The organism is Sorangium sp. So ce176, from assembly GCF_051519835.1.
GTDB classification, from domain to species: Bacteria; Myxococcota_A; Polyangia; order Polyangiales; family Polyangiaceae; genus Sorangium; species Sorangium cellulosum_G.
This window is the reverse complement of the sequence record NZ_CP150371.1, coordinates 8,714,830-8,738,460: the sequence shown is the minus strand read 5'-3', so window position 1 is coordinate 8,738,460 and position 23,631 is coordinate 8,714,830. Positions and strand designations below refer to the sequence as shown.

The following is a 23,631-nucleotide window of genomic DNA, read 5'->3' as shown; positions in this document are numbered from 1 at the left end:
ATCAGCCGCGGCCGCGGCCGCGGACCAGCTCGGTGACGGCCTCCCCCAGGCCCTCGAGCGTGAGCGCGAACATCGGGAAGATGCCCTTGATCGCGTCGACCGTGGGGTGAGGGTAGGGGCCGATGCCGTCGGGGTTCAGCCACACGGCGCGGTCGAAGTGGTCGCGGAGCATCATGAGCCAGGCGACGCCGGGCATCCGCGCGTCGGACTCGAACGGGGACTGCCAGCGGTCGGCCCCCCCGCCGCCCAAGCCTGACGAGCCGAGCAGCTCGTACGGCGCCATCGAGGCGTCCCCGACCATCACGAGCTTGTGGTGCTTGCCGCACTCGTGGAGGAGCTCGCGCACCGGCACAGGGTCCTGTAACCCTTCGGTTTTATACACCTTTTCGTAGACGCAGTTGTGGAAGTAGTAGCTCCTCAGCTCCTTCCAGTGCGTCGCGCGCTTCGCCGCGCTGAAGAGCTGCGACACGAGCGCGGCGCTCGGGTCCATCGAGCCGCCCACGTCCATCATCAGGATCACGCGCGTGTTCGGCCGGCGCGGTGGCCTGGTGACGACCTCGATCTCGCCCGCGTTCCTGGCCGTCGCGTCGATTGTCGCGTCGATGTCGAGCTCGCGGTCGCCGCCCTCGCGCGCGAAGGCGCGCAGCTTGCGCAGCGCCACCTCGATCTGGCGCACGTCGAGCGTGAGATCGCTGCGGTAAGGCCTGTAGCGGCGCGCGTCGGCGTTCTGCACGGCGCCGCTCCGCCCGCCCGCGGAGCCGCCGACCTGGATGCCGCTCGGGTTGTAGCCGCCGCGGCCGAACGGCGACGTGCCGCCGGTGCCGATCCAGCGGCTGCCCCCGTCGTGGCGCTCCCGCTGCTCGCGCAGGCGCTCCTCGAACCGCCGGAGCACCTCGTCGAGGTCGAGCTCCTCGATCATCGCCTTCTCCTCCTCGGAGAGGGCGCGCGCCTTGATGGGATCCCGGAGCCACGAGAGGAGCTCCTCCGCGATCGCCTTGGCCTCCACGTGCACGCCGCGGAAGTGCTGGGCGAACGCGAGATCGAAGTCGTCGAGGTGCGCCTCGGAGTGGACGAGCATCGCCCGCGCGACGTGGTAGAAGCCGTCGAGCGAGCTGTCGTGGAGCCCCGCGGCGAGGGCCTGCGCGAGGCCGATCGCCTCCTGGGCGCCGACAGGGACCTTGCGGGCCCGGAGCTCGTAGAGGAACTCGACGAACATGGCTACGACCGGTAGCGCCTGCCGCCGGCGAGCTGGTCGGCGAGCGCGACAAGGTCCTGCTCCTTCTTGAGCAGCGCGCCGAGGAACGGCAGCGTCTTGTCGAGCTTCACCTCCTGCACGCCCGCCCGGCGCAGCACGGCGATCCAGTCGATGAGCTCGCTCGTCGAGGGCCGCTTCCGGATCCGGGCGTTCTTCCGGATCTCGTAGAAGGCCTGCATCGCCTGATCGGCGAGCGTCCGATCGAGGTCGGGGTGGTGGACGCGGACGATCTCCCGCATGAGCTCCGCCTCCGGGAAATCGATGAAGTGGAAGACGCAGCGGCGCAGGAACGCGTCCGGCAGCTCCTTCTCGTTGTTGCTGGTGATGATCACGACGGGCCGCTCCCGGGCGACGATCTCGTCGCCTGTCTCGGTGATGCGGAAGCGCATCCGATCGAGCTCGTGCAGCAGATCGTTCGGGAACTCGAGGTCCGCCTTGTCGACCTCGTCGATGAGCAGCACGACGCGCTTCTCGGCGCCGAACGCCTTCCCGAGGGGGCCGAGCTTGATGTAGCGGCGGATGTCGCGCACATCGCCGTCGCCGAAGCGCGAGTCGTAGAGCCGTTGCACCGTGTCGTAGACGTAGAGCCCGTCCTGGGCCCGCGTGGTGCTCTTGACGTGCCAGGGGATGAGCTCGGCCGACAGGCTCTGCGCGATGGCCTCGGCGAGCAGCGTCTTGCCGGTGCCTGGCTCTCCCTTGACGAGGAGCGGCCGCTCCAGGACCAGCGCGCAGTTGACGGCGGCCTCGAGCGCCTCGTTGGTGAGGTAGCGTTCGGTGCCGTGGAAGCGGCGGAAATCGGACATGCCGAGACGGTAGCATCCCGCCGGCGCGCCTGGCGGCGCTCGCGCCAGCGCGTCCGCCGGAGCGGCAGTGTGCGCCGGCGTCAGAGCCAGTCGCGCGCGAGGTAGGCTGTCCACGAGGCCGCCCGCTCCCAGAGGGGGCGCCGGGCCCAGTGCGCGACCGTGATCTCGCGGCAATGGGCGAGGTCGTCGGCGAACATCTGCTCCATGGTGCTGGCGAACCCGCGGTGCGAGACGACGGCGTTCACCTCGAGGTTCATGCGCAGCGACTGGCTGTCGAGGTTCGTGGAGCCGACGGTGGACCACGCGCCGTCGATGACCGCTGTCTTTGCGTGCAGGACGCGGCCGCGCCACTCGAACATGCGGGCGCCGGCGTCGAGGAGGTGGCCGTAGATGGTGCGCGACGCGAGCAGGACCGCGGGCACGTCGGTGGTGCCGGCGACCATGATCCTGACGTCGACGCCGCGCCGGGCCGCGGCGGTGAGCGCGTGGATGATCCGGAGCGGCGGCAGGAAGTAGGCGTTGGTGATGTAGATCCGCCGCCGGGCGCGCTCGATGGCGATCCGGTACGCGTGGCGGATGCCGTGGCGGTGCCTCCGGCGGGGGAGGTCGTTGCTGAGGATCTGGACGGCGGGGTCGGGCCTGCGCCCCGTGACGCCGTAGCGCCGCTCGTCGACGGTGGGGCCGCCGGCGCGCTGCCACGCGCGCAGGAAGAAGTACTGGAGCTCGGCGGCGGCGGGTCCCTCGATGCGGAGGTGGGTGTCGCGCCAGCCGGCGCCGCCGTGCTCCGGAGCGGCGTAGTCGTCGGAGATGTTGAGGCCGCCGGTGAACGCGACGGCGCCGTCGACGATGAGCGCCTTGCGGTGGTCGCGGCGGGCGACCTTCCCGAACGGGGCGGAGAGCTCGAAGGGGCGGAAGGCGAGGGGCCGGACGCCGGCGCGGCGGAGGCCGTCCAGGAAGGACGACGATACCGAGGAGCCCCAGGCGTCGAAGAGCAGGCTCACCTCGACGCCCGCCGCCGCCCGCTCGGCGAGCGCCTCGGCGAAGCGCTGGCCGGTGCGATCGCCCCGGAGGATGTACGTCTCGAGGCAGATGGTGCGCCGGGCGCGGGCGATGGCCTCGAGCATGGCCGGGTACGCCTGGACGCCGTCCTTGAGGAGCGCGAGGCGATGGGCGCCGACGGCCATCTCGGCGAACGGGGGCTCGGCGGGCGCGGGAGGGGGCTGGGACATGCAGCGAGGGGCCGGGCTCCTCGGGATGAGGCGACACGATGATAGCGCGGCCTGAAGGCCATCGGGCGGATCGTCGAGCCGGGGGCCGGCCCGAGGCGCCGAGCGGGCCGGGCGAGCGTGAGATCGAGAGAAGGGACGCAGAGCAGGTAAGGTCGGAGATTGCCTTGAGCTCCGGTCGATGAGGGACAATCGGCCAGGGGCAACGGCCTTATTTGCGATGAGCGGGTTGGACTCGCCCTGGGCGCACGGGCATCATCCACCGCCCTGTGAGGAGCGCTGCGACTCCGGGGTTCGGGCCGGCGGCTTGCGCGGAGAGAGGACACGTCACGCGATGGCACCGAGGCGAGCGAAGGGGAAGCACGCCGTGGAGGACGAGCTGTCGAGCGCGGGCGGCCGCGACCATGGCCATCCGAGGCCGCAGCTCCGGCGCGCGGGGTGGACCTCCCTGAACGGGACCTGGGCGTTCGCGCTCGATCCGGAGGCGAGGTGGAGGAGGCCCGGCGAGGTCGTGTGGGACCGCGTCATCGAGGTCCCGTTCTCGCCCGAGACGGAGCAGAGCGGGATCGGGGAGATGGGCTTCCATTGCGCCTGCTTCTACCGGCGGACGTTCGAGGCGCCCGACCTCCGGGAGGGCGAGCGGCTGATCCTGCACTTCGGCGCTGTCGACTACGAGGCCACCGTCTGGGTGGAGGGGAGCCTCGTCGCGCGCCACGTCGGCGGGTACACCCCCTTCAGCGTCGACGTCACCGATCACCTCGGCGCGTCCGGGCCGCAGGAGATCGTTGTCCGCGCCGAGGACGACCCCGCCGACCTGGCGAAGCCGCGCGGCAAGCAGGACTGGCAGCGCGAACCGCACTCCATCTGGTATCCGCGCACGACCGGGATCTGGCAGACAGTCTGGATGGAGCGCGTGCCGAGGACCTCGATCGGCGCCGTGCGCTGGGCGTCGAGCCTCGCCCGCTGGGAGATCGACTGCCTCGTGAAGCTCGCGGGGGCGCGGCGCGACGACCTGCGCCTCAGGGTGCGGCTCCGCTGCGACGGCGCGCTGCTCGCCGATGACACGTACGCCGTCGTCGCCGGCGAGGTGCACCGGCGGGTCGCGCTCTCCGACCCGGGCATCGACGACTTCCGGAACCACCTCCTGTGGAGCCCCGAGTCGCCCACGCTCATCCAGGCGGAGCTCGAGCTCCTCGGCCCGGACGGCGAGGTGCTCGATCGGATCCGGAGCTACACGGCGCTTCGCTCGATCGCGATCCAGGGCGACCGCATCGTGCTCAACGGGAGGCCGCTCCCGCTCCGGATGGTGCTGGATCAGGGCTACTGGCCCGGGACCGGGATGACACCGCCGGACGATCACGCGCTCCGTCGCGACGTGGAGCTCGCGCGCGCGATGGGCTTCAACGGCGTGCGCAAGCACCAGAAGATCGAGGACCCGCGCTATCTCTACTGGGCGGATACGCTCGGCCTCCTGGTCTGGGAGGAGATGCCGAGCGCCTACCGCTTCACCGCGCAGTCGGTCGAGCGCCTCACGCGGGAGTGGATCGACGTGATCGATCGCGATTACAGCCACCCCTGCGTCATGGCGTGGGTGCCGTTCAACGAGTCCTGGGGCGTGCCGAACCTGCCGGACAACGCGCGGGAGCGGCACTGGGTCGAGGCGCTCTACCACCTCACCAGGACGCTCGACGCGACCCGCCCCGTCGTCGGCAACGACGGATGGGAGAGCGTCGCGACCGACATCATCGGGATCCACGACTACGATACCGACGCGGAGCGCATCGAGCGGCGCTACCACGCCGAGGAGGTCCGTCCCCGGTTGTTCCAGCGGGAGCGCCCCGGCGGACGCCTCCTGGTGCTCGATGGGAAGGCCCCGACGAGCGATCTCCCGATCATCCTGTCGGAGTTCGGCGGGATCGCGCTCCGGCGGGGCATCCCGGGGAACTGGGGCTACTCGCTCTGCGACGACGCGGGCGCGTTCGCCCGGGCCTACGAGGCCTTGCTCGCGGCCGTGCGCTCTGTCGAGCTGCTCAGCGGCTTCTGTTACACGCAGTTCGCCGACACGTACCAGGAGGCGAACGGCCTTCTCTATGCGGATCGAACGCCGAAGTTCCCGCTCCACGAGATCGCCGCCGCGACGCGCGGCCGGGTCGCCGGCCACCTGCAGCCCGACTGCCTGGGGCTCCGAGGACGCGAGGGACCCCGGCAGGAGGGCGTGGTCGATCCGCTGGTAGAGGACGGCGGATAGCCGACGGTAGAGGCCGGCGGGTAGCCGCTCCGCGGCGCTGGCCCGGCTCCGGCGCGGAGCCGACGCTCGATCTCGTCAAGCCTCGGTGCTCGCGGGCCCGCTCCTCCTCGATCGATACCTCGTCATCGCCCCGCAATCCCGCAGCGCGATCGCGCGCGAGACGCGGTGACGCCGCATCGCGGCGCGCGCTCCCCGGCATGCTCCTTGAATAGCGCTCGTCCGGAGCCGGGGCCGGGACCCAGGTGCACACCGAGACTCGAGCGGGAGGGATCGATGAGCGCGAGATCGCAGCCAGACGTGATCTGCTTTTCGCACCTGCGTTTCAGCTTCGTGTTCCAGCGACCTCAGCACCTGCTCACGCGCTGCGCGCGGCGACGCCGCGTCTTCTTCTTCGAGGAGCCGCTGCTCGACAGCGAGCTGCCGCGCCTCGAGGAGGCCGCTTCCGAGCACCGGGGTGTCTGCGTCGCGACTCCGCACCTGCCCGCCGGCGCCGGGCCGTCACGGGCCTCCGCGATGCAACGTGAGCTCCTCGACGGCATGATGAAGCGCCACGGGATCACCGATTACGTGCTCTGGTATTACACACCGATGGCGCTCTCGTTCTCTCGGCACCTCGCGCCCGCGGCGACCGTGTACGATTGCATGGACGAGCTCTCGGCCTTCGCCGGGGCGCCCCCGGCGCTCAAGGAGCGCGAGGCCGAGCTCCTGCGCCTGTCCGACCTGGTCTTCGCCGGCGGCGCGAGCCTCTATGAGGCGAAGCGGGCGCTGCACCCGAGCGTGCACGCGCTCCCGAGCAGCGTCGACGTCGCGCACTTCGCCCGCGCGCGAGCCGCCTCCCGCGCCGAGCCCGCCGACCAGGCGGGCATCCCGAGGCCCCGCCTCGGCTTCTTCGGCGTCCTCGACGAGCGCATGGATCTCGATCTCATCGCCGCCGTGGCCGCGCTGCGGCCAGCCTGGCAGATCGTGCTGGTGGGGCCCGTGGCCAAGATCGACCCGTCGACGCTGCCCCGCGCGCCGAACATCCACCTTCTGGGGCAGAAGAGGTACGAGGAGCTGCCCGCGTACCTCGGCGGCTGGGACGTGGCGCTCCTGCCCTTCGCCCGGAACGCGGCCACGCGGTTCATCAGCCCCACGAAGACGCCGGAGTACCTGGCCGGCGGCAAGCCCGTCGTCTCGACGTCGATCCGCGACGTGGTGCAGCCCTATGGCGAGCTCGGGCTGGTGCGCATCGCGGACGCGCCCCGCGACTTCGTGGCGGCCGTCGAGGCGGCGCTCGCCGAGGATCGCGGCCCGCTGCTCGCGCGGGCGGACGACCTGCTCGGGCAGCGCTCGTGGGACGCGACGTGGGCGACGATCGAGCGCCTCCTCGACGGCGCGCTGGAGCGCCGCGCCCGGGCCGCGGCGGCGAGGTGAGCCATGTTCGATTACCTCATCGTCGGCGCCGGCTTCGCCGGGTGCGTGCTCGCCGAGCGGCTCGCCCGCGGGGCCGGCAAGAAGATCCTGCTCTGCGACGTGCGCATGCACATCGGCGGCAATGCGTATGACCACCACGACGCGGCGGGCATCCTCGTGCACAGGTATGGACCGCACATCTTCCACACGAACTCGCGGGAGGTCTTCGATTATCTGTCGCAGTTCACCGAGTGGCGCCCGTACCAGCACCGCGTCCGCGCCTGGGTCGACGGGCAGCTCCTGCCGATCCCCATCAACCTCGACACGATCAACGGCCTCTACGGCCTGAGCCTGAACGCGCTGGAGGTCGAGGCCTTCCTCGCGTCGAGGGCCGAGCGGCGCGAGAGCATCCGCACGTCGGAGGACGTGATCGTCAGCAAGGTGGGGAGAGAGCTCTACGAGAAGTTCTTCCGCAGCTACACCCGCAAGCAGTGGGGGCTCGACCCGTCGGAGCTCGACGCCTCGGTGACGGCGCGCGTCCCCGTCCGCACGAACCGGGACGATCGCTACTTCTCCGACGCCTACCAGGCGATGCCGCTCCACGGGTTCACGCGGATGTTCGAGCGGATGGTCGACCACCCGGGCATCAAGATCCTGCTCAACACGGACTACCGCGAGGTCTGCCATGCCATCCCGCACCGCGAGGTGATCTACACGGGGCCGATCGACGCCTACTTCGATTACCGCTTCGGCAAGCTGCCTTATCGCTCGCTCGACTTCAAGTTCGAGACGAAGGATCAAGAGGTCTACCAGACGGCGCCTGTCATCAACTATCCGAACGAGTACAGCTACACGCGGGTCACCGAGTTCAAGCACCTCACCGGCCAGTCGCACCCGAGGACGACGATCGTCTATGAGTTTCCGAAGGGCGACGGCGACCCGTACTACCCCGTGCCGCGGCCGGAGAACGCGGCGCTCTACCGGAAGTACGAGGAGCTCGCCCGCTCGACCAGCGGCGTCCACTTCGCCGGCCGTCTCGGCACGTACCGTTACTACAACATGGATCAGGTCGTCGCCCAGGCCCTGACCCTCTACACGAAGCTCACGGGCGCTCCGGGCTGGCGGTCCCTCGCGGAGGCGGCGTGAGCGGGGCAGCCGGAGGGGGCGGCGCTCCGGCGCTCGAGCTCTGGGGCGGCATCGAGTGCACGGTGAACCGCGTCGGCGACGCCTACCACGACCAGCTCGATCGGAACGGCCACGCGCGCCGGCTCGACGATCTCGACCGCTTCGCCGCGCTCGGGATCCGGGCGCTCCGGTATCCCGTGCTCTGGGAGCGCACGGCGCCCGACGGCTGCGCGAGCTTCGCGTGGGCCGACGCGCGCCTCGGCAGGCTGCGCGATCTCGGCGTCCGTCCGATCGTGGGCCTCGTCCACCACGGCAGCGGGCCGCCCCAAACGAGCCTCCTCGACCCGAGCTTCGTCGACGGGCTCGCGCGCTTCGCCCGCGAGGTCGCCGAGCGCTATCCGTGGGTCGAGGACTACACGCCGGTGAACGAGCCGCTCACCACGGCGCGCTTCTCCGGCCTGTATGGCCACTGGTACCCGCACGGCCAGGATGGCCGCGCCTTCCTGCGAGCGCTCCTCACGCAGTGCCGCGCCGTCGCGGCGGCGATGCGCGCCGTCCGCGAGGTCAACCCGCGCGCGCGCCTGGTGCAAACCGAGGATGTCGGGGAGACGTCCAGCACGCCGCTGCTCGCCTACCAGGCGCAGCACGAGAATCATCGCAGGTGGCTCAGCCTCGACCTGCTCATGGGGCGGGTGGACCAGGATCACCCGCTCTATCCCCAGCTCCTCCGGTGGGGCGCGTCCCCTGGCGAGCTCGAGGCGTTCGTCGTGTCGCCGTGCCCGCCGGACATCCTCGGCATCAACTACTACATCACGAGCGAGCGGTTCCTCGACGAGCGCCTCGAGCGTTATCCGTCATGGATGCATGGTGGCAACGAAAGGCACGCTTACGTCGATGTCGAGGCCGTGCGCGTCGTCGCCGAGGGCGTGGGCGGGCATCTCGCGCGCCTGCTGGAGGTCTGGGAGCGCTACCGTCGTCCGGTCGCGATCACGGAGGCGCACCTGGGCGGCTCCCGCGAGGAGCAGCTCCGGTGGCTGGCCGAGGCGCACCGCGCCGCTGTGGCCGCGCGCGCCGCGGGCGCGGACGTGCGCGCGGTGACGGCGTGGGCGCTGCTCGGCTCGTTCGATTGGGACAGCCTTGTCGTGCGTGATCGCGGGCGCTACGAGCCGGGCGTCTTCGACGTCCGCGGCCAAGCGCCCCGTCCGACGGCGCTCGCCGCGCTCGTCCGCGCGCTCGCGCGCGGGGAGCCCTTCGATCACCCGGTGCTCGCGTCACCAGGGTGGTGGCGCCGTCCGGAGCGCCTCCTCTATTCCCCCGTCAGCCTCGAGGAGCGCGGCGCGGCGCGGCTCGAGCGATCCGGCGATGGGCCGACGATCGAGCCATCGGACCGCGCCGCGGCAGGGAAGGCCGAGGGGCCGCCGGTCCTGATCACCGGCGCCACGGGCACCCTGGGAAGGGCGTTTGCGCGCCTGTGCGCGCACCGCGGGCTGCCGTCCCGCTTGCTGAGCCGCCTCGAGATGGACATCGCCGATCCCGCGTCCGTCGAGCGCGCCCTCGAGCGCCATGCGCCGTGGGCGGTCGTCAATACCGCCGGCTACGTGCGGGTCGACGACGCGGAGCTGGAGCCTCACCGCTGCGAGCGGGAGAACGCCGCCGGGCCCGCGGTGCTCGCGGCGGCGTGCCGCGAGCGCGGCGTCCGGCTCGTCACGTTCTCCTCCGATCAGGTCTTCGACGGCACCGGGGCGACTCCTTATGTGGAGACCGATCCGGCGAGGCCCCTCAGCGCGTACGGTCGGAGTAAGGCTGTGGCCGAGCAGCAGGTGCTCTCGATCCTCCCGACGGCGCTGGTGGTGCGCACGGCGGCCTTCATCGATCCCTGGGACGCGTCGACGTTCGTCGCGGACGCCCTGCGCGCGCTCCGCGATGGCCGCCCTTTCAGCGCGGCCGAGGACATGATCGTGACGCCCACCTACACGCCCGACCTCGTCAACGCGGCCCTCGACCTCCTGATCGACGGCGAGGGGGGGCTCTGGCACCTGGCGAACCGCGACGCGGTGACCTGGGCTGAGCTCGTCGCGCGGGCCGCCGCGCTGGCGCGTGTGGACACGAGGCATCTGGTTGGCTGCCCGAGCCGCGCGCTCTGCCTTGTCGCGCCGCGCCCTCGTTACAGCGCCCTGGGCAGCCGGAGAGGGCTCCTGCTCCCTGCGCTGGACGACGCGCTCGCGCGCTACCTCGCGGAGCGCGACGGTGGCCCAGCTCGATGACAGGGCCGCGCAAGGCGTGACGATCGGCGACGGACCACGAACCACGGTGGATGACGGATGTCCCTGACTGACGCTCGGGAGAAGGCGGAGTCGTGTCCGTCACGACCTCTGTCGAGCAGCGCTGAGCCGGTGAGTTCTGTCCACGCGGTGAGCGCATGTCCATCGCTCGTGCGGGCGAGCTCCGATGAGCTCGCTTGTTCCCGTGCCGTCCCTCCCAGGTCAGGGCGCATCGGACGTTTGTTATGACAGACGGCTCTCTGCTGGGTTGACGCGGTGTCTGTCGAGGGCGGCGACACGTCTGTTCGACCGGAGGAAAAGTGGAGGGGGCCGATGGCGTTGCTTGCCCGCACCTGTGTGAGCGCCTAGCCTGGGTCGCAGACGTAACCACGGATTTGCGGAGGGAAACGCCATGATGCCGATGAGCATGCCGATGATGAGCTCGATGGGGATGATGCCTCAGATGATGGGGATGATGCCCCAGATGATGGGGATGATGCCCCAGATGATGGGGATGATGCCCCAGATGATGGGGATGATGCCCCAGATGATGGGGATGATGCCCCAGATGATGGGGATGATGCCCCAGATGATGGGGATGATGCCCCAGATGATGGGGATGATGGGTCAGATGCCGATGATGGCGCGGATGACCTGTGAGATGGACAAGGAGGGGATGGTCTGCAAGATGATGCCCATGGAGGGCATGGGCATGGACATGCTGCGCGGGCGCTGTGAAGCGATGATGAAGATGATGAGCATGGGCATGCCGATGACGCTCATGTGCGGCAGCATGCCGATGATGATGTGCATGGGCACCGGCATGAGCATGGGCACCGGCTCGGGCGGCACGAGCAACATGGGCGCCGGCGCGAGCGTCGCCAGCATGAACAAGTGAGCGCGCGCTCCTGGCGCGGCGCCTGATCCTTCAGGCTGGAAGCAAGAACGCCAAGAGGAAGAGAGCGCCACGAGGAGAAGCGATTCTCCTGGCGCTCTCTTCCTCTTGGCGCTTCAGCGTGGGGACCCGGCCGGCGCCGGGTTTTAGCCGGTCTTCTCGACGTAGGTCATCACCAGGTACATGATGACCTCTTGCTTGGTGGGGTTCCTGTACTGGTGGGGCACGTCGGCCTCGAACAGGATCGCGTCGCCTGTCGCGAGGAGGTGGCGCTCGGCGCCGACGATCATCTCCAGCGTTCCAGACGTCACCACGAGGTTCTCGACCGTGCCCGGCGGGTGCGGATCTGCGTGTTCGGTGGCGAGAGGGGCGAGCTTGAGCTCGTAGAACTCCACCGTCCTCGGCACATCGAACGGGAACAGCGCGCGCGAAGAGAACGAGCCGTCATGCGACGTCAGCACCTTGGCGCGCGCGGCAGGGATGATCGAGGTGCCGCCGATCGACTGATCGCTGATCAGCGCAGAGAAGGGCACGCCCAGCGCCCGCGCGATCTTCCAGAGCACGTTGATCGTCGGCGTGCTCTGGCCGAGCTCGATCTGGCTGAGCATCGCCCGGCTCACGCTCGACGCCTTCGCCAGCCGTTCCAGGGAGAGCCCGCGCTTGGTCCGGAGGCGGCGCAGGTTGGCGCCGACGATGCCCGTGAGCGCCGAGGACGCGTCCTGCGGGGCCATCTCGTAGGTCCAGGCTTCGTCCGACGCCTCGTCCGTGTCCCGCTGCGGCGGCGCCTCGCCCTTCGCTCGGCTCGAGGTCGAGCTCGCTGGGCCAGCGGCGCTCTCCGGCCTGCGGAACGAGGAAGGTCCAGCCAGCGACAGCGCGCTCGCCGTCAACTCGGCCGACGCAGCCGCGCCGTTCGCCAGGCCAGATGCGCTCAACGAGCCATGGAAACCTTCGCCGGAGCTCCCCGCCGGGGAGGTGTGGCGCGTGTTCTGGCGGACGGACTTCATCGAATCTGCCAGACCGGCATCCACGTCCACACGGGGTACCACCAGAGGGCGACCGGCATGCTGACCGACTTGCCCGACGACATCGTGTCGCCCTCGTGGGCGCGTTCGTTCCGAACGACCCGCCGCTGTCGGTACTCTTCCAGGTCAATCACTTGAGCACTCTGGGCGCGCATCCGCTTACCTCCAACCCGTAGGCATAGCATCCGTTATAACGGATTGTTTGTCAAGGGACGGCTGGGCGATGACGCACCGGTGACGGCCACGACGGTCGTCCCGACGGGCTCCTCCCGGCAGGCTCGTCCACGGCGCAGCGTGTCGGCGCAGGAAAAGGAGCACCGCGCCCCTTCGTAGGTGGTCCCCACGGCCGGGCATGGCCGTCAGGACCACCTGGATAACGCGATGCGTTATTCAGGGCCCTGGGCGAGGCGCCCTGCCTCTGAAATACTGGACGAGGCGGTCTCCCCGCATGGGCCGCGCTCATCCGTCCACCTGTCGCGGTGCCCGGCGCGCCACGACGGTTTCCACGCAGTCGACTCGGTGTCGGTGTGTCCGCTCCCTACCTGCGCGACGCTTCGTCTTTGGCACAGACGATCCGCCCGAGGGCTTTCAGGAACATCCTGCGCGCGCCGTCCTCTGTCCTTCACGTGGCGGCGCTGCGGAGCCGAGAGCGCCGCGACATCAAGAACACACATCGCGGCATCAAGAACACACGAGGAGGCAGCCATGGCAGGCGTCGACGTGGGTGGAGGCGAGAGGCGGGCGCGCAACAGCGAGATCAACATGATCCCGTTCATCGATCTTCTGATGGTGATCATCGCCTTTCTCCTGATCACCGCGGTGTGGGTCACGAACTCTCGTCTCGAGACCAGCGCAGAGGTGCCTGCGGCCGCCGGTTGCGGCGAGGAGTGCCAGAAGGAGCCCCTCAAGGCGATGCACGTCCATGTCGGAGAGGACAGCTTCCGCCTCGTGTGGAAGCAGGGCGCGACAGTGTTGAGCGAGGCCACAGTCCCCAGGCATCCTGTCGAGATCGGGACGGCTGGCGCCACCGCGATCCGTTACACGGAGCTCAGCGAGGCCATCCAGCGCGAGTGGGAGAGGAGCGGCGAGCACCGCGCCCCGAGCGACCGCCGCGCCGACCAGGCCGTCCTCCACAGCGACGACAGGACGCCGTTCCGCGAGCTCGTCGCCGTGCTCGACGCCATCAACGCCCCGCGCCGCGCCGTCCTCCTCGAGGATGGACGCAGCGCCGAGATGCCAGCGTTCCTCGCCACGTTCTCCGCGCGCTGACGTATCACCCTCATTCAACGGCCCCGGCAGGCCCCTGGATGCTACGCCGTGAACTCCGTCGTCAGCGCCACCCAGTTCGAGGGCGGCCGGACAGCGTAGCTCAGCGCCAGCACCTCGATCAGCACCACCCGGTAGATCGCGTGGACGTCGTCGACGTCCACCTCGTGCGCGTTCGCCTCGAGCGCCGCGTCGAGGTGCTCCTGCACGAAGGCGAGGACGTCGGGCTGCTCCATCGCGATGACGTCGTCCGAGTCGACCGCCTCGGCAGGATCGTGGAGGCGGATCTGCTCGTCCAGGTTCAGCGACTCCTCGACGCCCGTGAGCGCCGTCTCGGTGACCTCGTCGAGGTCCTGGCCGAACAGCTCGTCGAAGGCGAGCCAGATCGCGAGCGTCAGAAAATAGCCGAGGGCGAGCGCCGTCTCGTCGAGCGGGCCCGAGAGCACCGTGGAGATCCGGTCGGCCAGCGCAGGCTGCGTCTGTTCGAAGCGCGTGAACGCGTCGTCGAGCTGCTTGCGCGAGTCGTCGTCATCTTCGGCGAGCTGATCCTCGATCTCGGACAGGACGCGCGCAGGCACCTGAGCGTACGAGGGGACGGGGCGAATGGCTGCGCGGCGTACCCACACGCGGACAACCTAGCACACGATGGCGCCGTTCATGGAGCGAGCAACCGGATGCTCGACGCCGGAACCCACCCCTCGGTCGCGCCCCAGCGGACCTCCGCGAGCCCGCCCGATCTCCTGCCGACCTCGACCGACGCGCCCTCGGGGATCGGGGCCTGCTCCGCGGCGGGCAGCGCGCGCCCGCCCTCGTCGAGGAGCCGGACCTCGGGGACCACCACGACGCCGGCGCGCGTCGTCAGCCGCAGGTGCCGCGCCGCAACCGTCAGCGGCACCAGCGCGAGCAGCGCGACGAGCGCCGTCGGCGCGAGGACGCTGCCCGCGACGTGCGCGGGGCCCGCCGGGCGGCGCCGCAGCGCCACGCCGACAGCGAGGAGCAGCGACGCGAGGAGCGCGGCCGCCGCCCAGGTGCGCTCCGACGCGAGGCCGACGATGACCCGGTCGAGCGTGGGCCGCGCGTCGACAGCGTCCGCGGCGCGGCGCGAGCGCCGGCGCGTGATCTCCGCGCGCACGAGGTCGAGCGCGCGATCCGCGTCCGCGTCGCCCGGACGGAGCCGCAGCGCTTCCTCGAACGCCGCCGCCGCCCGGCCCAGGTCGCCCGGGCGATCCGCGCCCTCGCGGACGCGCAGGACATAGGCGAGGCCGCGGTTGTAGCTCGCGTCCGGGTGCACGAAGCCGCGGTCGGCGAGCAGCTCGAACGTGTCGATCGCCGCGCCGTACTCGCCGCGGCCGAGCGCCGCCGTCCCCTGCTGGAACAGCGCCTCCGGGGCCTCCGCCGGCTGCGCCTGCGCCTGGCTCCCCGCCGGCTGCGCGCGCGCGTCGCTCGAGGGCAGCGCCGGCGCGAGGCACGCGGCGAGGACCAGGAGCGCGGCGGCGAGGGGGCGCCTGCGGCGGCGGCCGCTCACGTCGGCTTCCATCGGGCGAGCTCGGTCATGACGGCGCGGCTCTTCTCGACGAGCGCCGCGGACGCGGGCGCGCCGCCCTCCTGCCCGGACGGCTCGAACCGGATCGCCTCGCACGCGGCAAGGGTCTCGCAGGCGCGCGCCGCCAGCGCCTCGGGGACGCCGCGCTGGCCCAGCTCGCCCGGGAGCGTCGCGAGCAGGACGCCGCGGGAGCGGAGGCCCGTCGCGGACTCGATCGCCCGGTGCACGGCGCGCTCGACCGCCGCGGCCGTCGCCTTGAGATCTCCCTGCGCGGCGGCCTCCTCCGCCTCTTGCAGCGCCAGGGCCGCGAGCCGGGCGGGCGAGGTCGCGCCCGCCTCGCGGCGCTCGCGCGCCCGGCGCACGAGCCGATCGCCGGCGCCGAACAGCGTGACGAGGAGCGGCGGCGCGGCCAGGAGCAGCCAGAACGGCGCGCCGTCGAGGGGCAGCGTCGCGGGCGGGGAGTACGCGCCGAGCGACGTGCGGAGCCCCGGTATCCCGGCGAACGGCTCGGCGCGGCCGCCCGCGTCGCGGCTCGCGTCCTTCGCGCCGGACGCCGGCCCGGAGGACGCCGGCGGAGCGACCGCCGTCACCTGGATGACGCCGAGGTCCGCTGTCTCGACCACGTAGCGCTTCTGCGCCGGATCCCAGTACGGGAACTCGATCTTCCCGAGGCTCACCGCGCCGCTCTCCTGGATCCGGACGACGTAGCCGAACGAGCGGAAGCCGCCGATCGCGCCGCCGCGCGGCTCGAGCGACTCGCGCTTCTCGGGGTCGAGCCACTCGAGGCCGGTCCGCTCCGGCACCCGGAGCGACTGCGGGAAGTTGCCGGTGCCGGTGACCTGCACGGTCACGGCCACCGCGCCTCCCTGGTCGATCTGGCGCGGCTGCACGGTCGCCTTCAGCGTGAACTGACCGACGTCGCCGAGGGTGTAGCCGGACGGGCGGCCGGCGACCGGCGGCTCCGTGACCTGGACGACAACGTCGTTCGACTCGCGCAGCACGCGCGCGCCGATGCGGCGCCCCGTGATGCGCGCCTGCATGCTGCCCGTGTGCAGCTCGCCCGCCTTCAGCGGGAACAGCGCCAGCTTGTCGACGAGGCGCGCGGCGTAGCGGTGCCCGCCGACCCGCGTGTACACGGGCCGCTCGTGGCGCGGGTCCTCGAGGAGCGCGTGGCGGAGGAAGTCGGCGGCGGGCGCGGCGCGGGGCTCGCTCATCTCCGCGTTCTCGCGGAAGTACAGGTAGAACGAGACAGTGACCTGCTCGCCGACCACCGCGCTCGTCTTGTCGGGGATGGCGCGCAGGAACACAACCGGATCGGGCTCGCTCGGCATCGCCAGCTCCGGGGCCTGATCCTCGCGCTCGTCCTCGACCTCCTCGTCGTCGAGCAAGCCCCCCGGGCCGCTGAACGGCCACGGGAAGCCGTGCAGCGGGCCGCCGGGCAAAAGAAACGGGTTGTTCGGCCGGCGCGGCCGCCCGCTCGCCGGCACGACCTTGATCAGGATCGGACCCGCGGTCATGCGCTTGCCGTTCCACGAGATGGTCGGGCCGGGGATCGTATAGCGGCCGGGCTTGTTCGCGACGATCTGCCACGTCGCGCTGATCCCGAGCTGCGTCGTCACCATGCCGCCGCTCATCTGCGTCTTCATCTGCGTCCCGATGCTCGGGCCGGAGACGATGTCGAGATCGGGCGGGACGCGCAGCTCGGGGTCGGACGGCATGCCGGCGCCGCGCTCGACGAGCGCCTTCACCTCGACAGTGAACGGCTCGCCGACCTCGACATCGGTCGAGCTCGCGCGCGACGAGAGCTCCGGCTGCTGGGCGCGCGCCGCGAGCGGGGCGAGCAGCGCGAGCAGCGCGAAGAGCAGCGCCGTCGCGAGCGGCGCGGGGCGTGGGGCGGCGAGGGCCGCGAGCGCGAGCGGGGCAGGGGAGAGCGCCGGGCGCGTCACTTGTCCTCCATCCCGCGGCCGCGCCGCATGCCGGCCCTGCTCTTCGCTTCCTGCTCCTGGTACGTCGGCGCCTCCTCGAGCTGGTCGAGGACGCGATCGTCCTGCCTTCCGGGCTGCGGCTGCTCCTGGGGCTGCTCGGGCGGCGGCTCGGGCTGCTCGGGCGGCCCCGCGTCGGGCGGCTGATCCTGCGGGCCCGCGTCGGGGCTCTGATCCTGGTCGCCGTCGCCGCCGTCGTCGCCCGCGTCCTGGTCGCCGCCGTCGTCGCCCGCGTCCTGGTCGCCGCCGTCGTCGCCCGCGTCCTGATCGCCGCCGTCGTCGCCCGCGTCGGGCTCGCCCGCGTCGGGCTCGCCCGCGTCGGGCTCTGCGTCCGGCTCCGCGTCGGGCTCCGCGTCCGGCGGCCCTGCGTCCTTCTGCTCCTCAATGCGCCGCAGCGCGATCGCCCGGTTCCAGGCCGCGTCCCGGCCGATGCCGTCGCCGCCCGCCTCCTCGAGCAGGCCGGGGATGATCGCCAGCGCCTGATCGTAGTACTTCACGGCGTCCTCGTACTTGCGCCGCAAGAACTCGAGGTTGCCCGCGAGGTAGCGGGCGCGCGCGCGCACGTCGGCCGGCACGCTCGGATCGGCGCCGATCGCCTTCACGAGGGTCAGCGCGCAGTCGATCTCGATCCCGCGCAGCGCGTCGCTCTGCTCCTGCTCCGGACCGCCGTCCGCGAGCTCCTCGTCGCCGAAGCGGTGGCCGTAGCGCTCGGCCAGGTGGAACAGCGTCAGCCCGAGGTCGAACGAGCCGTTCGGCTTCTGGCGCACGGAGTCGGGCAGCCCGATGCCGGCGTCGCTGCACGGGCCCGTCCCCAGGTAGCTCTCGAGCGCCTGCGCGGCCGACTCGAGGTTGCCCGCGTCGAGATCGCGGATCGCCTGGTCGACCGCGGGCGCGTTCCGCTCGAACGGGGACGTCGGATCCCACCCGCTGCACCCGGACGCCGCCGAGAACGCGGCCCCGGTGAGGCACGCCGCGCCGAGCCCGATCGCGAGGACGCGCCCGTGGCGCGCGAGGAACCCGGCGAGAGCCGCCCGCCTGCGATCACGACGCGGCATGCTGCCCTCCCGCGCTGCCCGCCGCGGCCGGCTCCGCCTCCGCCGCGGGATCCGCGTCGCCCTGGCGACGCTTCAGCAGCGCCGCGCGCCGCGGCGCGGCCTTGGGGTGCGTCGCCACGAAGCGCCGGCGCGGGGCGTCCTTGAGGAACACCTCGGCGATGAGGAGCAGGATCGCGAGGCCGAGCGGGTAGAAATACACGTCCGCGTAGACCGTCTCGACCCGCTCCGAGAACTCGCTCTTCATCTGCCGCCGGAGCTCCGCGGCGATCGTCTCGATGCCCGTGGTGCCCTTCTCCGCGCGGATGATCTGCCCTCCCGGCGTCGCCTGCGCGATCGACGCGAGCTGCTGCTCGCCCGACAGCGACAGCTCGGTGGTGAGCGGCTTGCCCTGGCGGTCCTGCCGCCACCCGACGATGCGGCCGTCCGGGCCGATCTCCGGGATCGGCTCCGGCGTGCGCCCGCCGATCTGCACGACGTGGATCGTCGTGCCCTGGGCGCCGATCGCCTGGGCGACGCTCAGCGGGTAGCCCTCCAGATCCTCGCCGTCGGTGACGAGCAGGATGATCCGCTTGTGCTCGGCGGACTTCGGATCGCGGCGCAAGAGCTCGTTCGCCTGGTCGAGCGCGCGCGCGATCGCGGTGCCGCCGATCGGCATGTCGTTCGGGTCGAGCTGGCGGAAGAACTGCGCGATCGCGGCGCCGTCCGCGGTGAGCGGGAAGCCCATCGGCTCGCCGGCGAACGCGACAGCGCCGAAGCGCGCGCCCTCGAGATCCTTGATGAGCCGGGCGACCTCGACCTTCGCGCGGAAGATGCGCGAGGGCTCGACGTCGCGCGCGTACATGCTCTTCGAGTAGTCGAGCACGACCACCACGTCGACGTTGGTCGCCGGCACGAGCCGCGTGCCCTTGCCGTACTGTGGCCGCGCCGCGGCCACGAACGCGAGCGCCGTCGCGAGCACGAGGAGCACGCCCTTCCAGGCGCGGCGCTTCGCCGGGTCGGCGGTGGTGAGCGCCTTCACGCGGTCCTCGTCGCCGAAGCGCTTGATGGCGCGCGCGACGCCGAAGCCGCCGAGGATGAGCAGGAGCCCGATCAGCGCGGCGAACGCCGTCCCGAGCAGGAACCAGGGGGCCGCAAAATTCACGGGAACCTCCGGAGCAGCCAGGCGCGCAGGAGCGCGTCGAGCCCGATCAGGAACACCCCCGGCAGGAGCAGGAACGGGAAGAGATCTTCGTACGCCGAGATCGACGCCTCGAAGCGGGTCTTCTCCAGCCGGTCGAGCACGTCGTGCATGCTGTCCGCGAGCGCCTTGGCGTCGGTCGCCACGTACGACGCGCCGCCTGTCTTCTGCGCGATCTCCTGGAGCAGCGCGGGGTTCACCGGGAAGCGGTGGCGCACGTAGCGCGGCTGCCCGAAGAGATCGATGCCGTCCTCGACCTCGACCTCGTCGTCGGTGCCGATCTGGATCGTGTAGACCTTCACGCCGAGCGATGTCGCGAGGTGCGTCGCGTACTCGGGGGAGATGGCGCCGGCGTTCGAGTCGCCGTCGGTCAGGAGGATCACGACCTTCGACTGCGCGTCGCTCCTGCGCAGCCGGGCGACAGCGGTGCCCAGCGCGTCGCCGATCGCCGTCGCGCTGCCGTCGATCACGTTGAGCGTCATCTGCGAGACCATCTGCGTCAGCAGGTGGTAGTCGAGCGTCGGCGGCGACAGCACGTAGGCGGCCTTGCCGAAGACGACGACGCCGAGGCGATCGGTCCTTCGCCGGCTGATGAAGTCCTGGAGGACGAGCTTCGCCGTGTCGAGCCGGGTCAGCCGCTTGCCGCGCGGCAGCTTCGGCTGGCCGGGGAGGTCGGCCGGCCTCGCGTCGAGGATCGCGCGCATCGAGCCCGACAGATCGAGCGCCACGACGATGTCGATGCCCTTGTCGTCCGAGCGCTGCTCGCGGAGCACGCTGACGGGCCGCCCCATCGCCAGGATGAGCAGCGCGAGCGCGACCGTGCGCAGCACGCCGGGCAGGTCGCGCAGGTGGCTGCGCAGGCCGCGCGGCCCGCGCGCGAGCGGCGCGACAGTGCCGAGCCGGAGCCGGGGCCTGCGCGCGTCCTCCGCGAAGATGCCCCAGTACCAGACGACAGGCACCGCGAGGAGCGCGACCAGGAACCACGGGGTCTGCCAGCTCGCGCCGATCCAGGCGTCGCGGCGCGCGAGGTAGGGGTAGACGCAGGCGATCGCCGCGACGACGAGCGTCGCCGCGACCGCGAGCGCCGCGCGCTTCGCCCGGCTCAAGGCGCCTCCTCGGGCGCCCGCGACGAGCGGGCGGGCGGCGGCTGCTTGCCGGACGGCGGGCCGGCGGGCCCGGCGGCCTCGCCGGGGCGCGCGGCCGGCGGCGTCGTGCGGTGCACGATGACCTCGCCGCGCTCGATCGCCTCGAGGCAGTCGGTCTCGGTCGGCTGGAGGCGCGCGAACTTCACGAGGTCGCAGTCGGCGAGGAACCGCGCGATCTGCGGCAGCACCGGCACGGGCGGGCGCACCCGCGCGAGCAGCGCGCGCATCTCGTCGCTGGTCGTCTCGAGGCCGTCGAAGCCGTACCGCGCGCCGAGGTACTTGCGCACGCTGTCGCTCACGCGGTCGAAATACTCGTCGGTCCGCCCCCGGCTGAGCAGGTCGGAGCGTCGGAGCGCCTCGAGCTCCTCGAGCGCGGCGAGCCACGGCAGCTTCGGCGGCGGGGCGGCGACGACGCGGGGCCGGCGCAGCCAGCGGCGGACCAGCCAGGCCACGAGCACGCCGAGCGCCGCGCCGATGAGGATGCCGAACGTGAGCTGCTTCGCGAGCACCCACTCTTCCCGCTGCGGCCGCGGCGGCGGGTTCGGCCGCACCTTGGGATCGCGCTCGTTGGCGATCGGGTCCTCGACGACGATCTCGTGCGGCCGGGTGCAGACGGTGACGAGCTCGCCGCTCGCGCGGGACACGGCGATCGGCACCGGCGGGAGCTGCAGCACGCTCCTCCCAGGCTCCTTCGGCAGCGGGACGAACGGGATGACAAGCCTGGTCGTCGCGCCTGTGTCGGTCGCGGTCGTCGTGCTGGTCGGCCCGGCGCCCGCGTCGGCCTCGGGCAGGATGAACCCCGCCTTCTCCAGCGCGCGCGCGGCGTCGCTGTCGCCCTGGACCTTGAAGCCCTCCGGCAGCACCGTCTCGCCCTTGCCGTGCGCGACAGTGACCTCGAGGTGGGCCGCGTACCCGCTGAACCCGTTCCTCGGGAACGTCTCCTGGATCTGCGGCCGCGTCGCGCCGGCCGGCACGTGCTCCGCGCACGAGGCCCACACGCTGCCCCCGCCCCGCTCCGTCGCGGCCGGCGCCGGCGCGGGCGGCGGAGGCGGGGGCGGCGGGGCGTCGTCGTCCCGCGCGGCGGGCCCGCCGGCGCCGCCCGCGGCCGGCTGCGCGCGCGCCGGCAGGGCGCACGCGAGCGCCGCTGCGAGCGCGGCCCAGGCGAGCGGGCGGGGGCTCGACGCGCGCGAGCGCGCAGGCGACGCGGGCGGGGGCGCGGCGCAGGCCCGGGAGCGGCGCGGCGTCATCGCCTGAGCCTCCGCGCCCGCTTGGCGAACAGGTCGCGCAGCGGGGTCACGAAGCTCTCGCCCGTCTTCACCACCACGGCGTCGAGCGCGAGCTTCTTGAAGAGCTTGTCCCTGTCGTTGCGGAGCTTGCGCATCGCGGTGCGGTAGTTGTCGCGCACCGCCCGGTCGCCCGTGTCGACGACGACCTCCTCTCCGGTCTCCAGGTCCTCGAACGTCGCGAGCCCCACGTCGGGCAGCTCCTCGTCGCGCGGATCGACGAGCATCACCGGGATCACGTCGTGCTTGGCGGCCGCGAGCGAGAGCGAGCGCTCGAAGCCGGAGGCGAAGAAATCGCTGATCACGAACGCCACGCTCCTCCGCTTCGCCACCTTGACAAGGGTCTCGAGCGCGAGCTTCAGGTTCGTCCCCGTGTACTTCGGCTCGTGGCCGAGGATCTCCCGGATGACGCGCATCACGTGCTTGTCGCCCTTCTTCGGCGGCACGAGCTTCTCGACGGCCTCGGTCGCGAGCACGAGGCCCACGCGATCGCTGTTCTTGATGGCGCTGAACGAGCAGAGCGCCGCGATCTCGGCGGCGACGCGCGCCTTCGACGCGCGCCGCGTGCCGAACTGCTCGCTCTGCGAGGCGTCGACGACCAGCATGACGGTCATCTCCCGCTCCTCGACGAACACCTTCACGAACGGCTCGCTCATGCGGGCCGAGACGTTCCAGTCGATCCAGCGCACGTCGTCGCCGGGCAGGTAGGCGCGGACCTCGCGGAACGAGAGGCCCTGCCCCTTGAAGACGGACGAGTACGTCCCGGAGAGCTGCTCGTTGGCGAGCCTTCGCGTCCGGATCTCGATGCGCCGGAGCTGCTTCAGGAGCTCCGGCGGCAGCGGGTTCTTCGAGCCGGAGGCCTTGCTCACGGCACCTCGACCACCTCGAACACGCGCCGGACGATCTGCTCGGACGTCACCTCCTCGGCCTCGGCCTCGTAGGTCAGGACGACCCGGTGCCGGAGCACGTCGGGGCCGATCGCCTTCACGTCCTCCGGCGTCACGTAGCCGCGGTGCCGGAGGAAGGCGTGCGCGCGCGCGGCGAGCGCCAGCGCGATCGAGGCGCGCGGGCTCGCCCCGTACTCGATCAGGCTGCTCAGCTCGCGCATGCCCTTCTGCCCGGGCTCGCGGGTCGCGAAGACGACATCCACGATGTAGTCCTTCACGCGGTCATCCATGTACACGTCGCGCACGACCTTGCGCGCGGAGACGAGCTCCTCGGGCGTCGTCACCTTCGCGGCCTTGCCCTCGATCACCGCGGTCGTGCGGTCGATGATCTGCCGCTCCTCGGCCCGCGCGGGGTAGCCGACCTTGACCATCAGCATGAACCGGTCGACCTGCGCCTCGGGCAGCCGGTAGGTCCCCTCCTGCTCGATCGGGTTCTGGGTCGCCATGACAACGAACGGGCTCGGCAGCGGGTAGGTCGTGTCGCCGATCGTGACCTGCCGCTCCTGCATCGCCTCCAGCAGCGCGCTCTGCACCTTCGCCGGGGCGCGGTTGATCTCGTCCGCGAGCACGAGGTTCGCGAAGATCGGGCCCAGCTTGGAGGTGAAATCGCCCTTCTGGTGGTTGTAGATGACGGTGCCGATGAGATCGGCGGGCAGGAGGTCCGGCGTGAACTGGATCCGGGAGAACTTCGCCTCGATCGCGTCGCACAGCGTCCGCACCGTGAGCGTCTTGGCCAGGCCGGGGACGCCCTCGAGGAGGACGTGCCCTCCGGTCAGCAGCCCGATGAGGATGCGCTCGATCATGTACGTCTGACCGACGATGACCTTGCCAACCTCGTTGAGCAGGGTGTCGATGAAGGCGCTCTCTTTGGCGACCAGCTCGTTCAGGGCGCGTACGTCGTGCATAACGGGTGGGAGCTCATAGCAAGCCCGGCCGCCCGAGGACAACCGGCGTCGCCCGATTATTCCTCGGGCGCGGGGCCGGGCCGCCGCGCGCGCCGAACGGC

Annotated in this window: 20 protein-coding genes; 6 read left to right on the top strand and 14 right to left on the bottom strand. The window is 71.6% G+C overall.

Features of this window, described 5'->3' with window-relative positions; genetic code table 11:
- Position 1: 1 nt before the first annotated feature.
- The 3 genes from WMF42_RS32980 to WMF42_RS32970 form a co-directional block, all read right to left on the bottom strand.
- Positions 2 to 1,216: a vWA domain-containing protein gene (locus tag WMF42_RS32980; RefSeq protein ID WP_061609819.1), complete on the bottom strand. Its 1,215-nt coding sequence runs from the start codon at positions 1,214 to 1,216 to the stop codon at positions 2 to 4.
- Positions 1,217 to 1,218: 2 nt separating this feature from the next.
- On the bottom strand, positions 1,219 to 2,058 hold the full coding sequence (locus WMF42_RS32975) for an AAA family ATPase (protein ID WP_437686839.1): 840 nt from the start codon (positions 2,056 to 2,058) through the stop codon (positions 1,219 to 1,221).
- An 80-nt stretch (positions 2,059 to 2,138) separates the two neighbouring features.
- Complete coding sequence (locus WMF42_RS32970) at positions 2,139 to 3,287, bottom strand: phospholipase D-like domain-containing protein (protein ID WP_437686837.1); 1,149 nt, start codon at positions 3,285 to 3,287, stop codon at positions 2,139 to 2,141.
- 331 nt (positions 3,288 to 3,618) lie between these two features.
- Here WMF42_RS32970 and WMF42_RS32965 point away from each other — a divergent pair, with 331 nt between their 5' ends.
- From WMF42_RS32965 to WMF42_RS32945, 5 genes are all read left to right on the top strand, one after another.
- Entirely contained in the window at positions 3,619 to 5,532 is a 1,914-nt protein-coding gene (locus tag WMF42_RS32965; protein ID WP_061609821.1) for a glycoside hydrolase family 2 protein, read from the top strand.
- Positions 5,533 to 5,805: 273 nt separating this feature from the next.
- Positions 5,806 to 6,945 (top strand): glycosyltransferase family 1 protein, encoded by a 1,140-nt coding sequence (locus WMF42_RS32960; protein WP_437686834.1) that lies wholly within the window; start codon positions 5,806 to 5,808, stop codon positions 6,943 to 6,945.
- A 3-nt stretch (positions 6,946 to 6,948) separates the two neighbouring features.
- Positions 6,949 to 8,070 (top strand): UDP-galactopyranose mutase, encoded by a 1,122-nt coding sequence (gene glf, locus WMF42_RS32955; protein ID WP_437686832.1) that lies wholly within the window; start codon positions 6,949 to 6,951, stop codon positions 8,068 to 8,070.
- Positions 8,067 to 10,313, top strand: coding sequence for a family 1 glycosylhydrolase (locus WMF42_RS32950; protein WP_437686831.1), 2,247 nt, complete (start codon positions 8,067 to 8,069; stop codon positions 10,311 to 10,313). Before glf ends, WMF42_RS32950 begins: the two co-directional genes overlap by 4 nt.
- 409 nt (positions 10,314 to 10,722) lie before the next feature.
- Entirely contained in the window at positions 10,723 to 11,208 is a 486-nt protein-coding gene (locus WMF42_RS32945; protein ID WP_437686829.1) for a hypothetical protein, read from the top strand.
- Positions 11,209 to 11,351: 143 nt separating this feature from the next.
- Here WMF42_RS32945 and WMF42_RS32940 read toward each other — a convergent pair whose 3' ends face one another.
- Together WMF42_RS32940 and WMF42_RS32935 are read right to left on the bottom strand one after the other, a co-directional pair.
- On the bottom strand, positions 11,352 to 12,137 hold the full coding sequence (locus WMF42_RS32940) for a helix-turn-helix domain-containing protein (protein WP_437686827.1): 786 nt from the start codon (positions 12,135 to 12,137) through the stop codon (positions 11,352 to 11,354).
- A 68-nt stretch (positions 12,138 to 12,205) separates the two neighbouring features.
- Positions 12,206 to 12,361, bottom strand: coding sequence for a hypothetical protein (locus WMF42_RS32935; protein WP_199693801.1), 156 nt, complete (start codon positions 12,359 to 12,361; stop codon positions 12,206 to 12,208).
- 571 nt (positions 12,362 to 12,932) lie between these two features.
- Here WMF42_RS32935 and WMF42_RS32930 point away from each other — a divergent pair.
- Complete coding sequence (locus WMF42_RS32930; protein WP_061609825.1) at positions 12,933 to 13,496, top strand: ExbD/TolR family protein; 564 nt, start codon at positions 12,933 to 12,935, stop codon at positions 13,494 to 13,496.
- Between the two features lie 41 nt (positions 13,497 to 13,537).
- Here WMF42_RS32930 and WMF42_RS32925 read toward each other — a convergent pair whose 3' ends face one another.
- From WMF42_RS32925 to WMF42_RS32885, 9 genes are read right to left on the bottom strand one after another with little or no spacing between them, the layout of a single operon-like run.
- Complete coding sequence (locus tag WMF42_RS32925) at positions 13,538 to 14,119, bottom strand: hypothetical protein (protein ID WP_061609826.1); 582 nt, start codon at positions 14,117 to 14,119, stop codon at positions 13,538 to 13,540.
- 29 nt (positions 14,120 to 14,148) lie between these two features.
- Positions 14,149 to 15,030: a tetratricopeptide repeat protein gene (locus WMF42_RS32920; RefSeq protein WP_437686824.1), complete on the bottom strand. Its 882-nt coding sequence runs from the start codon at positions 15,028 to 15,030 to the stop codon at positions 14,149 to 14,151.
- A complete protein-coding gene (locus tag WMF42_RS32915) occupies positions 15,015 to 16,982 on the bottom strand; it encodes a BatD family protein (protein WP_437686822.1) in 1,968 nt (655 codons plus the stop codon). Before WMF42_RS32915 ends, WMF42_RS32920 begins: the two co-directional genes overlap by 16 nt.
- Entirely contained in the window at positions 16,979 to 18,073 is a 1,095-nt protein-coding gene (locus WMF42_RS32910; RefSeq protein WP_437686821.1) for a tetratricopeptide repeat protein, read from the bottom strand. The genes WMF42_RS32915 and WMF42_RS32910 overlap by 4 nt, the downstream gene beginning before the upstream one ends.
- Positions 18,060 to 19,214, bottom strand: coding sequence for a vWA domain-containing protein (locus WMF42_RS32905; RefSeq protein WP_061609830.1), 1,155 nt, complete (start codon positions 19,212 to 19,214; stop codon positions 18,060 to 18,062). Before WMF42_RS32905 ends, WMF42_RS32910 begins: the two co-directional genes overlap by 14 nt.
- Positions 19,211 to 20,356: a vWA domain-containing protein gene (locus tag WMF42_RS32900; RefSeq protein WP_437686820.1), complete on the bottom strand. Its 1,146-nt coding sequence runs from the start codon at positions 20,354 to 20,356 to the stop codon at positions 19,211 to 19,213. Before WMF42_RS32900 ends, WMF42_RS32905 begins: the two co-directional genes overlap by 4 nt.
- Positions 20,353 to 21,642: a hypothetical protein gene (locus WMF42_RS32895; protein WP_437686818.1), complete on the bottom strand. Its 1,290-nt coding sequence runs from the start codon at positions 21,640 to 21,642 to the stop codon at positions 20,353 to 20,355. The genes WMF42_RS32900 and WMF42_RS32895 overlap by 4 nt, the downstream gene beginning before the upstream one ends.
- On the bottom strand, positions 21,639 to 22,547 hold the full coding sequence (locus WMF42_RS32890) for a DUF58 domain-containing protein (RefSeq protein ID WP_061612529.1): 909 nt from the start codon (positions 22,545 to 22,547) through the stop codon (positions 21,639 to 21,641). Before WMF42_RS32890 ends, WMF42_RS32895 begins: the two co-directional genes overlap by 4 nt.
- A complete protein-coding gene (locus tag WMF42_RS32885; protein WP_061615569.1) occupies positions 22,544 to 23,530 on the bottom strand; it encodes an AAA family ATPase in 987 nt (328 codons plus the stop codon). The genes WMF42_RS32890 and WMF42_RS32885 overlap by 4 nt, the downstream gene beginning before the upstream one ends.
- Positions 23,531 to 23,631 lie beyond the last annotated feature (101 nt).